The 11,339-nt window shown below is 71.9% G+C and carries 12 protein-coding genes; 4 read left to right on the forward strand and 8 right to left on the reverse strand.

Annotated elements, in window-relative coordinates; translation table 11 throughout:
* Positions 1-114: 114 nt before the first annotated feature.
* The 6 genes from K206_RS0100185 to K206_RS0100210 all read right to left on the reverse strand — a co-directional run bounded on the left by K206_RS0100185 (position 115) and on the right by K206_RS0100210 (position 4,235).
* The gene (locus K206_RS0100185; protein ID WP_020200387.1) at positions 115-558 is read right to left on the reverse strand and encodes a Cd(II)/Pb(II)-responsive transcriptional regulator; all 444 of its coding nucleotides are present in this window, start codon (positions 556-558) and stop codon (positions 115-117) included.
* A 98-nt stretch (positions 559-656) separates the two neighbouring features.
* Complete coding sequence (gene speD / locus K206_RS0100190; protein ID WP_020200388.1) at positions 657-1,034, reverse strand: adenosylmethionine decarboxylase; 378 nt, start codon at positions 1,032-1,034, stop codon at positions 657-659.
* Positions 1,035-1,053: 19 nt separating this feature from the next.
* Positions 1,054-1,236 carry a hypothetical protein gene (locus K206_RS0100195; RefSeq protein ID WP_020200389.1) on the reverse strand — a complete coding sequence of 61 codons (183 nt, stop codon included), beginning with the start codon at positions 1,234-1,236 and terminating at the stop codon, positions 1,054-1,056.
* 6 nt (positions 1,237-1,242) lie between these two features.
* A complete protein-coding gene (locus K206_RS0100200; protein WP_020200390.1) occupies positions 1,243-2,778 on the reverse strand; it encodes a DUF4178 domain-containing protein in 1,536 nt (511 codons plus the stop codon).
* Between the two features lie 10 nt (positions 2,779-2,788).
* A complete protein-coding gene (locus tag K206_RS0100205) occupies positions 2,789-3,823 on the reverse strand; it encodes an SPFH domain-containing protein (RefSeq protein WP_020200391.1) in 1,035 nt (344 codons plus the stop codon).
* Between the two features lie 25 nt (positions 3,824-3,848).
* On the reverse strand, positions 3,849-4,235 hold the full coding sequence (locus tag K206_RS0100210; RefSeq protein ID WP_029043048.1) for a DUF350 domain-containing protein: 387 nt from the start codon (positions 4,233-4,235) through the stop codon (positions 3,849-3,851).
* A gap of 268 nt (positions 4,236-4,503) precedes the next feature.
* Between K206_RS0100210 and K206_RS0100215 the strand changes: the two genes are divergently transcribed.
* The 4 genes from K206_RS0100215 to htpX all read left to right on the forward strand — a co-directional run bounded on the left by K206_RS0100215 (position 4,504) and on the right by htpX (position 9,377).
* Positions 4,504-6,015, forward strand: coding sequence for a polyamine aminopropyltransferase (locus K206_RS0100215; RefSeq protein WP_029043049.1), 1,512 nt, complete (start codon positions 4,504-4,506; stop codon positions 6,013-6,015).
* Between the two features lie 42 nt (positions 6,016-6,057).
* Positions 6,058-7,791 carry an NAD(P)/FAD-dependent oxidoreductase gene (locus tag K206_RS0100220; RefSeq protein ID WP_020200394.1) on the forward strand — a complete coding sequence of 578 codons (1,734 nt, stop codon included), beginning with the start codon at positions 6,058-6,060 and terminating at the stop codon, positions 7,789-7,791.
* Between the two features lie 10 nt (positions 7,792-7,801).
* Positions 7,802-8,323, forward strand: a complete 522-nt coding sequence (locus K206_RS0100225) for a hypothetical protein (protein WP_231401514.1) — start codon at positions 7,802-7,804, stop codon at positions 8,321-8,323.
* Between the two features lie 175 nt (positions 8,324-8,498).
* Positions 8,499-9,377 (forward strand): protease HtpX, encoded by an 879-nt coding sequence (gene htpX, locus K206_RS0100230; RefSeq protein ID WP_020200396.1) that lies wholly within the window; start codon positions 8,499-8,501, stop codon positions 9,375-9,377.
* Positions 9,378-9,431: 54 nt separating this feature from the next.
* Here the strand turns inward: htpX and K206_RS0100235 are convergent, their stop codons facing one another.
* Positions 9,432-10,439, reverse strand: coding sequence for a GlxA family transcriptional regulator (locus K206_RS0100235; RefSeq protein WP_020200397.1), 1,008 nt, complete (start codon positions 10,437-10,439; stop codon positions 9,432-9,434).
* A gap of 58 nt (positions 10,440-10,497) precedes the next feature.
* Positions 10,498-11,339 (reverse strand): MFS transporter (locus K206_RS37200; protein ID WP_020200398.1); only part of this gene is annotated, 842 nt, incomplete at its 5' end.

The raw sequence follows: 11,339 nt of genomic DNA on the forward strand, positions 1-11,339 counted from the left end.
CTCGCCGGCACGCCGTATTCGCCGCTTTTCACCAGCGTGGTGCGCGGCGGACAAAGGGGATCGTAGCACAGGCGCGGCCGTCTCTTAAGAAGGCGCCGAAGACGCCAGCAGGCGTCAATGATGGCCCTGGGGATGCGGATGGCATTCGCAGGCGGCGCCGGCCGCGGCCTGCTGGAGGTTCTGCAGGATGCCGCATTCGCTGGCGGGATGCTGCTGGCCGCCGCAGGTATGGCGCAGCGCCCGCAACTGGCCTTCCAGCGCCTCGAGCGCCACGCGCTGGGCGTGGATCTGCTCGATCTGGCGGTCCAGCAGCGCGTTGATGTCGTCGCAGGCGAGCGTGGGATCGCGCTCGAAGTCGCGCAGCCGCCGCACGTCGGACAGGCTCATGCCCAGCGAGCGGCAGTGCCGCACGAAATTGAGCTGCAGCAGATGGCCGTCGCCATAGCGGCGGTAGCCGTTGTCTTCGCGCTGGGGCGCGTCGAGCAGGCCCTCGCGCTCGTAGTAGCGGATGGTTTCCACGTCGCAGCCGCTGTGGCGGGACAGTTCACCGATTCTCATGCCGACTCCGGGTGACGCCTGCATCAGGCAAAAGACCCTGTAGTCGTTACAGGGTTGCCTTGAGTCTAGTCCATCGCGCCCGGTCCTGCCAGCGCGGCTCACGCCACGGCGGGGCCGCGCGCCTCGTCGCGCACGTGCAGCGCGCGCGGCGCGAAGGCCGCGCGCAGCACCTCCACCGCCAGCGCCGGCCGGGCCGCGCCGCACATGAACACGTCCACCGCGGCGAAGCCGTATTCCGGCCAGGTGTGGATGCTGATGTGCGACTCGCGCAGCAGCAGCACGCCGGTCACGCCCAGGCCCGGCCCGAAATGGCGGAAGCGCGCGTCCACCACGGTGGCGCCGGCGGCCTGCGCGGCCTGGTACAGCACGCGCTCGACCAGCGCGGCGTCGGCCAGCAGTTCGGCCGCCACGCCTTGCAGGTCGGCCAGCAGGTGGTGGCCGAGCACGGCCGGGCACGGCAGGGCCGGGGCGTTCATGGCTGCGCGCTCCGCCGGCTCATTTGTGGCCGCCGCCGGAGGACCAGCCGCTCGAGCCGGACGAGCCGCCGCCCCAGCCGCGCCCGCCCGAGTAGCCGGACGAGCCCGAGGAGCCGGAGCCCGCGCGGCCGGTGTCGCCGAGGTTGAAGAAGGTCGTGCCGAACAGCACGATGATGCCGTAGACGAGGTAAAGCAGACGCACGCTGACTCAGTCCTTTCCGGCCCAGCGCCGGACCAGCCAGATCGGCGCCCACAGCAGCAGGAAGCCGATCACGAGGGTGAACCAGCCCCGGCCCGTGACCAGGGCCACGGGCACGTTGAGGATGGCGAGAAGAATGGCGTAGACCTTGGCGCTCTTGCGGCAGAAGGCCAGATCCGCGCTGCTGTCCGCGGGCCGCGCCGCCGGCAGCGCGCGCGCGGCCTGCGCCAGCCCGGGGCTGGACTTGAACCACTGCGCCACCTGCGCGCGCGCCACGGTGGTCGACAGGGTCCAGACGATCTCGGTGGCCGAGGTCTCGCGCGTGAGGCGCCGCGCCCGCTTGCCGTACTCGGTCAGGCGCGTGGTGTCGCCGACCTGCACGCGCCAGTTGAAGGTGCCGGCCGCGTACAGCACCTCGCTCTGGTAGTCGTAGCCCTGCCGGAAGGTCTGGCCCTGGTAGCTCACGGCATCGCCGGACACCGTGCGCGGCCACGTGTCCAGCACCTCGACGCGGTCCCAGCCGTCCGCCTGCTCGACCAGCCACAGCAGGCCGCGCTGCTCGCTGAACAGCAGGTACTCGACCCAGGTGGAAGCTTCGTCCTCGTCGCGGTCGGTGCACTGCATCAGGCCCAGCACGGTGTACGGCGTGCCGTCGATGGTGCCGGTGTCGCCGGGCGCGAGGCTGGTCTGGAGCGCGTCGAGCTCGCGCTGCTTTTCCAGCACCAGCGCGGTCGAGGTGGTGCAGTCGATCTGGCTGTGGCAGCTCGGGCAGACCACGAAGCTGGCCACGCCGGCGCGGTAGGCGATCGGGCCGCCGCAGCCCGGGCAGGCCAGCGGCACGGCCTTGCCGCGGTAGCGGTCGGCGCTGCCGGCGATCTGCTCCTTGTCGCGCAGCAACTGGCACTTGAGCAGGTCCAGCGTGACCGCCGCGCCGGTGTAGACCGCGGGCGGGTAGCCGTCGGCGTAGTCGAGCGTGACGAAGCGGCCCTCGTCGCGGAAGTCCGCCACCTGCGCGGTCCAGCCCGCGCCGACCGCGAACGGCAGCTCGCCCTGGCCGCCGGTGCAGCGCGCGCTGCGCACGTCGCTGGCGAGGTAGCGGTGCTTGTCGAAGAACAGGCTCGCGCCCGGCGCGAGATGCTCGTACCGCGGCAGCGGCGCGCCGTCGAGCTGGGCTGCATCGAGCTGGGCTGCGCCGGCCTGCGCGCCGGCGGCATGGCGCCGCGTCAGCATGTACTGCCCGGAGGCGTCGGCCAACCAGCCGTCGCTGCCGTCGTCGAACAGCAGGTACCACTCGTTCCACAGGCCGGCGTCGTAGCGCAACTGGATGCGCCCGACCAGCGTGAAGCCCTGGCCGTCCCATTGCCCGCCGGTGCCGAGCTGCAGCGGCGTGTAGTCCTCCAGCACGGCGGACATCTTGCCGATGTCCCTGACCGTGTCCGCATCCTTGAGCAGCGTGCTGTGGCAGTACTCGCACACCACCATCACGGCGGCCGACGAGCGGAACGCCGCCGGCGCGCCGCAGCTTGGGCAGTTGATCTCTTGCATGCGCCGCGCGTCAGCCGACCAGTTTCTTCAGGATCTCGGCCTTGGCGTTGTCGAAGTCGGCCTGCGAGATCAGGCCCTTGTCGAGCAGGTCCTTGAGCTTCTGCAGGCGCGCGGCGGGGTCGTCGGCCGCCGGCGCAGCAGCCGCAGCAGCAGCCGGCGCGGCGGGAGGCACGGCCGGCGCGGGCGCGGCGGCGCCGAGTCCGCCCGCCATCGCCTGGCCCATCACGGCGCCGGCCGCGAGGCTCGCGCCCAGGCCCGCCACGCCGCCCTCGTTCTGCGCGGCCAGCGGGATCGAGCTGGCCACCTGGTACTGCGTGTACTTGGCCATATCGCCCATCATGCCCATCGAGATGCGCGTGTCGATGGCCTTCTGCAGTTCTTCCGGCAGCGACACGTTCGTCACCGCGAAATTGTCCAGCGCCACGCCGTAGCGCTCGAACTCGGGCGCGAGCCGCTCGCGGATGGTCTGCGACATCAGCGCCTGGTTGGCGGCCATGTCGAGGAACGGCACCGCGGCGCCGCCGAGCGTGGCGGTCATGGTGGCGACCAGCAGGTTGCGCAGCTGCTCCTCCACCTCGTCGCGCGTGTACTCGGCGCGCGTGCCGCTGATCTCGGTGTAGAACTTCGCCACGTCGGCGATCTTGTACGAGTACAGGCCGAACGCGCGCAGCCGCACCATGCCGAAATCGGCGTCGCGGATGGTGACGGGCTGCGCCGTGCCCCACTTGCGGCCGATCTGCAGGCGCGTGCTGAAGAAATACACGTCCGACTTGAAGGGCGACTCGAACAGCTTGTCCCAGTTCTTCAGGTAGGTCAGCACCGGCAGCGTCTGCGTGGTGAGCTTGTACATGCCGGGCCCGAACACGTCGGCGATCTTGCCTTCGTTGACGAACACCGCCATCTGCGACTCGCGCACGGTCAGGCTGCCGCCGTACTGGATTTCCATGTCCTCCATCGGGTGGCGCCAGGCCAGCACGCCATCGCTGTCCTCGGTCCACTGGATGATGTCGATGAACTGCTTCTTGATGAACGATCCGATGCTCATGGCAATCCCCAGGTTGCGCGATGTTTCAGGACAGGCAGGCGGCGTTGATGGCGCCGACCGTGACCGAGATGGCGCCCATCAGCCCGCCCATGCCGACGTTGTTCGATTCGATGGCCGCGTCCATGTCGGGCAGCGCGCGCGCCAGCCCGGCATAGGCCAGCGCCTGCACCAGCATGGCCCCGACCGCCCACAGCACGAACATCAGGAAGGTGTCGTTGTGCTGGATGCTGGACGACAGCGTGAAGCAGAAGCCGATCATCGCGCCCGACAGCGACAACGCCGCCGCGAGGTTGCCCTGGCGGATCAGCGCGAACTCGCGGAACGGCGTGATCCTGGTGTAGACTCCGACGAACACGGCCAGCAGCGCCAGGCCGGCCAGCAGGTGCAGCACGTAAGCGTAGATGCCTTGCATCATCGATGTTCTCCGGCGGGTTCCGTGGCGCCGCGGCAAGCCGTCCGTTCAGCACGCATGATCCGTACAGGATGATGCGGACGGCCGCGCGGCGGCATGTAGCGCTCAAGTATGTGGCGCTCAAGTATATCGTCGTCCATTTACGTACATCGCAACAATTTGCAATCCGGCGGGCGCCATGCCGCCGGCCCGCGCCGGCCCTCCCGTCCCTTCCCGTCCCTCTTCTCGCCTCTTGCCCGCTTCCCGCCCCCGCAACGCACCCGAACCGATGCGCGACCGTACCCTTGTTCTTTCGGTGTTGATCGTGGCGTCCTGCGGGCTCGGCTACGAGCTGATCGCCGGCGCCCTGTCCAGCTACCTGCTGGGCGACTCCATCCTCCAGTTCTCCTCGATCATCGGCTGCTACCTGTTCGCGATGGGCGTGGGTTCGTGGCTGTCGCGCTACGTGAAGGACGAGGACGTGCTGGCGCGCTTCATCGACATCGAGATCCTGATCGGCCTGCTCGGCGGCGTCTCGGCGGCGCTGCTGTTCGTGGTGTTCGCGTGGCTGTCGGCGCCGTTCCGCACCGCGCTCTACGCGCTGGTGTTCGTGCTCGGCGTGCTGGTCGGCATGGAGATCCCGCTGGTGATGCGCGTGCTCAACGCGCGCCGCAACGCCTTCAGCGAGCTGGTCAGCCGCGTGCTGACGTTCGACTACCTCGGCGCGCTGGCGGTGTCGCTGGTGTTCCCGCTGGTGCTGGCGCCGCGCCTGGGGCTGTCGCGCACGGGCTTCCTGTTCGGCATGCTCAACGCCGGCGTGGCGCTGGTCACGATCCACATCTTCCGCGCCGAGCTCAAGGCGGTGGTGCCGCGCCTGCTGCGCGCCTCGCTGGTGCTCGCGCTGCTGGCCGGCGGCTTCCTCGGCTCGGGGCAACTGACGCACTGGGCCGAGCGCGGCATGTTCGGCGACGAGATCATCCACAGCGAAAGCACGCCGTACCAGCGGCTGGTGATCACGCGCTGGAAGGACGACCTGCGCCTGTACATCAACGGCAACCTGCAGTTCTCCTCGCGCGACGAGCACCGCTACCACGAGGCGCTGGTGCACCCGCTGCTGCAGGCGCTGCCGTGGGCGCGCCGCGTGCTGGTGATCGGCGGCGGCGACGGCCTGGCCGCGCGCGAGATCCTCAAGCACCGCAACATCGAGCACGTCACGCTGGTGGACCTCGACCCCGCCATGACCACGCTGTTCTCGCGCAGCGCGCCGCTGGTGGCGCTGAACCGGGGCTCGCTCACCGACGCGCGCGTGCGCGTGGTCAACGCCGACGCCGCGCAATGGCTGGAGCAGCACGACGACATGTTCGACGCCATCGTGGTCGACCTGCCCGACCCGTCCAACTTCGGCCTCGGCAAGCTGTACTCGGTGCCGATGTACAAGCTGCTCGCGCACCATCTGGCCGAGAAGGGCTACGCGGTGGTGCAGTCCACCTCGCCGTACTTCGCGCCGCGCTCGTTCTGGGACATCGACGCCACGCTGCGCGAGGCCGGCCTGCATACCTGGCCCTATCACGCCTACGTGCCGTCGTTCGGCGAATGGGGCTTCATCCTGGCCGGCAAGCGCGCCGACTACACGCCGCCCACGCACTATGACGTGCCGATGAAATTCCTCGACGCCGACAGCACCGCGCTGATGTTCCGCTTCCCGGCCGACATGGCGCCGCGCGAGGCGCGCGCGAACCGGCTCAACGAGCAGACGCTGGTGCATGACTTCGAGCAGGACTGGCGCAATGTCATTCGCTAGCGCCGCGGCATCGACCGGCAGGAACACGGGCACGGAGCCGGCATGGACCGCCGCCGCTTCCTGATCGCGGCGGCGGGTACGGCGGGCACCGGCCTGCTGGCCGGCTGCGACCGGCTCGGCGACGAGGCGCGCCGCTTCCTGGCCGGCGTCGGCCTGCGCGAGCCGTGGCCCGCGGTGCTGCGCCCGGGCATGGCCGAGGGCCATGCGCTGCGCGACGCCGCGTCGTGGCCGGCGCCGCAGGACGAAATCGTGACCGAGGTCGCCATCCTCGGCGGCGGCGTGGCCGGCCTCAGCGCGGCGTGGCAACTGGCGCGCGCCGGCCTGCGCGACTTCCTGCTGGTCGAAGGCCCCGAGTTCGGCGGCAACGCGGCGGCGGGCCGCTTCGGCGAACTCGGCTTTCCGCGCGGCGCGCACTACCTGCCGCTGCCCTCGCTCGAATCCGCCCACATCCGCGAGATGCTGGCCGACACCGGCGTGATCGCGCGCGACCCGTTCGGCGCGCGGCCCGAGTTCGACGAGCGCGCGCTGGTGCACGCGCCCGACGAGCGCCTGCTGTTCGACGGCAAGTGGCACGACGGCCTGCTGCCCAGCGAGGCGGTGGCCGGCGCGGAAGCGGCCCAGCACGCGCGTTTCCTCGCGCGCATGGCGCAGCTCAAGGACGCGCGCGGCGGCGACGGCCGCAAGGCGTTCGCGATTCCGCTGGCGCTGGCGTCGCAGGACCCGGCCTGGACCGCGCTGGACCGGCAGAGCATGCGCCAGTGGATGGCCGCCGAGGGCTTCACCTCGCCCACGCTGCACGCCTATGTCGACTACTGCTGCCGCGACGACTACGGCGCCGGCCACGACGCGATCTCGGCCTGGGCCGGCGTGTATTACTTCGCCAGCCGCGCCGGCCACGCGGCCAACGCCGCCGACGGCGCGGTGCTGACGTGGCCCGACGGCCTGCACACGCTGGTCGCGCGGCTGGCCGCGCGCATCGACGCGCGCCGCGCCGGCGGCACACCGACCGGCAAGACCGGCACGCGGCCGTGGCGCCAGCCCGGCATGGCCGTGCAGGTGCGCGAGCACGGCCGCGAGGTCCGCGTGCTGTGCGCGCAATGGCCCGGCGGCACGGCCGCCGGCGCGCCGCGCCTGTTCCGCATCCGCGCGCGCCGCGTGATCTGCGCCATGCCGCTGCACGTGGCCGCCCACGTGGCGCCGCTCGCCGCGTTCGGCTTCGACCCGGCGCGGCACCTGCCGCCGAGCGCGCCGTGGCTGGTGTCCAGCTTCCGCCTGCGCGGCTTCCCGGACGAGCGGCCCGGCGTGCCGCTGGCGTGGGACAACGTGGTGCACGGCGGGCGCGGCCTCGGCTACGTGGTCAGCACGCACCAGCTGATCCGGCAGGCCATGCCGGCCGACACGGTGTTTACCGCCTACTGCCCGCTCGATGCCGCCGCGGCGCCGGACATGGCGGCGGGCACCGCGCCGCGCGCGCCGGCCGACACGCGCCGCTGGCTCGCCGCCGCCACCCCGGCCGAACTGATGGACTACGCCACCACCGACCTGCGCGCCGCCTACGGGCGCGCGTTCTGGCGCCATGCCGACGCGGCGGAGATCACCGTGCGCGGCCACGCGATGGCCTCGCCGCGCCCCGGCTTCCTCGCCAATGCCGGCGCCGCCGCGCTGCGCGACGCCGACGGGCGCATCCTGTTCGCGCATGCCGACCTGTCCGGCCTGTCCGTGTTCGAGGAAGCCGCGTGGTGGGGCACGCGCGCGGCGCGGCGCATCACCGGATGAGCCCGGCCGGGTGACGCCCGCCCTACCCCGGCGCGCGGCCGCATGCGTATTGCGGCATCCTGTAGAATTCCCGGCACGGTTTCGTGTCGAACCCTTCGATCCCGCGAACCTGAACCCGACGTCATCCTTCGTGCGCCCCATCCGCCTGTTGCTGCTGCTCCTGATGCTCGCCGTCATGCCCTTCCAGAGCTGGGCAGGCGCGGCCACGTGCGCGGGCGGCAACATCGGCGCGCCGCACGAACAGGCGTTCGCCGCCGCGGCCGATGAACGCGGTGGCGAAGGCGCCGCCCAGGCTGCCGCGATGCTTTCGGCATTCGATGCCAATACCGATGCCGACGCCGATCCCGCCGGCCAGGACACCGGCGACGCGAAGGACCCGGCCCAGGGCGGCGCCGACCTCGCCGAATCCCTGCTGCCCGCCGCGCCGCTGCGTTTCGCCGCCGGCCTCGCGCGCGGCAGCGCGCCCGCGCACCGCGCGGGCCTGCTGCCCGATCCCGACCTCCCCCTCCAGCAGCGCCCTCCCAGCGCCTGATTCCCCGCGCGCCGGCCCGGCGCGCACCTCGCTTCCCGCACCTTGCCGCCGGCACCCGTGCGCCGTCCGCGGCGCCGCGTGCGCGCACTCCGCGCGGCGCGCACGCGCGCGCAAGGTGCCAGCGCCGCTTTGCCGTTGTTCCCTTGACCAGACTGACCTTCCTCACAGACAAGAAATGAAACGCGTCCTGCTCTTCCTGGCGACCAACCTCGCCGTCATGCTCGTGCTCAGCTTCACCGCCAGCCTGCTCGGCGTGAACCGCTTCCTCACCGCCAACGGGCTCAACCTCGGCATGCTGCTGGCGTTCGCCGCGCTGATGGGTTTCGGCGGCTCCTTCATCTCGCTGCTGATGTCCAGGATGATCGCCAAGTGGTCCACCGGCGCCCAGGTCATCACGCACCCGGGCAACAGCACCGAACTGTGGCTGGTGCAGACCGTGCAGAAACTGACCCAGCGCGCCGGCCTGCCGATGCCCGAGGTCGCCATCTACGAAGGCGAGCCCAACGCCTTCGCCACCGGCGCCAGCAAGAACAGCTCGCTGGTGGCGGTCTCCACCGGCCTGCTGCAAAGCATGTCGCACGACGAGGTGGAAGCCGTGCTGGCGCACGAGGTGGCCCACATCGCCAACGGCGACATGGTCACGCTCACGCTGATCCAGGGCGTGGTCAACACCTTCGTGATCTTCCTCGCGCGCGTGGTCGGCTACTTCGTGGACTCGATGCTGCGCAAGAACGACGAAGAGTCGAGCGGCCCCGGCATCGGCTACATGATCACCGTGGTGGTGTGCGAGATCGTGTTCGGCATCCTGGCCAGCATCATCGTGGCCGCCTTCTCGCGCCACCGCGAGTTCCGCGCCGACGCCGGCGCGGCCAGGCTGATGGGCACGCCCTCGCCGATGGTCGCCGCGCTGCGCCGCCTCGGCGGCCTGGCGCCCGACGGCCTGCCGCAGAACATGCAGGCGATGGGCATCGCCGGCGGCAGGTCGTGGCTGTCGCTGTTCTCCAGCCACCCGCCGATCGAGCAGCGCATCGCCGCGCTGCAGGGGCAGCGCTGAGCGGGTTTCCGCTCCCGCTCCCGCGCCCTCTCCCGCTGCCGTGGGCTTGCCCGTTCAGGCGCGGAATGCCGCCCGGTAGCGCTCGGGCGTGGTCTGCATGTGCCGCTGGAACGCTTGCCGCATCACGTCGGCATTGGTGAAGCCGGTGGCGCGGGCGATGCCTTCCAGGCGGCGGCCATCCTTCTCCAGCAGGCGCCGCGCCGCTTCCACGCGCAGGCGCTCCACGTAGCGCGCGGGCGTCTCGCCGACCTGGCGCGCGAACACGCGCGCGAAGTTGCGCGGGCTCATGGCCACGCGCTCGGCCAGCACCGGCACCGACAGGTCGCGCGCCAGGTGCTGCGCCATCCATCCCTGCAATTCCCGCAGCTCCGGGTTCTGCGCGCTCTGCGCCTGCAGCAGCGTGGAGAACTGCGCCTGGTTGCCGGGGCGCTGCAGGAACAGCACCAGCTCGCGCGCCACCGCCAGCGAGGCGGCGTGGCCGAGGTCTTCCTGCACCAGCGACAGCGCCAGGTCCATGCCGGCGGTGACGCCGGCCGAGGTGTAGAGCTCGCCGGCGCGGATCCAGATCGGGTCGGGGTCGACCTCCACCTGCGGATGCTGCGCGGCCAGCCGCGCGGCGTGGCGCCAGTGCGTGGTGGCGCGGCGCGCGTCGAGCAGGCCCGTGCGCGCCAGCACGAAGGCGCCGGTGCACACCGCGCCCAGCCGGCGCACGCGCGGCGCCTGCGCGCGGATCCAGTCGACCAGGCGGGCGTCCTCGGCCGCCGCGCGGTGGCCCGCGCCGCCGGCGATCAGCAGGGTGTCGATCGGGCCGGGCAGCATCTCGCCGATGCGGTGGTACGGCGCGTCGGCCAGCAGCCGGAGGCCGCTCTCGGTGCGCACCATGGCGTCGTCGCGCGCGCTGGCGACGCGAATGTCGTAGGCCGGCGCGGTGCGGCCTTCGAGGCGGTTGGCGTGGCCGAACACCGCGCTCGGCCCGGTCACGTCGAGTTCCTGCGCCGGGTCCGGCGCGACGATCACGACGATGCGCGGCGGATCGTCCGGCAGGGGAAGGCTGGCTGGCATGGCGTGTGTGGGAAACCTGTGAAGAGGGACGGCCCGCCGATCATACCGGCGCGCGCCGTCATCCGGCCAGCACCGCGCGGCGCGCCACGCCGCGCTGCCATCCGAGCGTGACCAGCAGCGCCACCGCCAGCGCCGGCAGCACGGCGAGGTTGACCGCCTGCCAGCCGTAGCGGTACAGCACCTGCCCGGCCGCCAGCGTGGCCAGCGCGGTCAGCGCCGCGGCGGCGAACTCGGCCAGCGCCTGGGTGCGCGCGCGCTCGGCCGGGCGGTAGCTTTCCGCCAGCAAGGTGGTGCCGCCGACGAACATGAAATTCCAGCCCACGCCCAGGCACAGCAGCGCCACGTAGAACGCCGGCACCGCGGTGGACGCCAGCGCCACCAGCGAACCCACTGCGGCGAGCGCGATGCCGCACATCAGCATCGGCCCGCGGCCAAAGCGCTGCAACAGCCAGCCCGAGAAGAACGACGGCGCGTACATGCCGACCAGGTGCCACTCGATGATCTGCGCGCCCTGGCCGATGGTGTGGCCGCACGCCACCGCGGCGATCGGCGTGGCGGTCATGACGAACATCATCACCGCGTTGCCGATGCCGTTGTTGGCGAACGCGGCCAGGAACACCGGCTGGCGCGCGATCTGCGCGAGCGGGCGCGCGGGCAGCGCGGCGCCATGCTCCCGCGCCGCGGCGTGGGCGGGCGCGTCGCGGTAGCCGAACGCCAGCAGCAGGACGGTGGCCAGCCCGAACACCGCCACCACCGCGTAGGAGCCGGCGAACGGCTGCGCCACCAGCAGGTCGCTGCTCCACGCGGCGATGGCCGGGCCGCACACCGCGGCCACCACGCCGCCGGTCAGCACCGTGGAAATCGCGCGCGGCTTGTCGGCGGCCGGCGCGGCATCGGCGG

The sequence above is a fragment of the Cupriavidus sp. WS genome, assembly GCF_000395345.1.
Classification (GTDB): domain Bacteria; phylum Pseudomonadota; class Gammaproteobacteria; order Burkholderiales; family Burkholderiaceae; genus Cupriavidus; species Cupriavidus basilensis_B.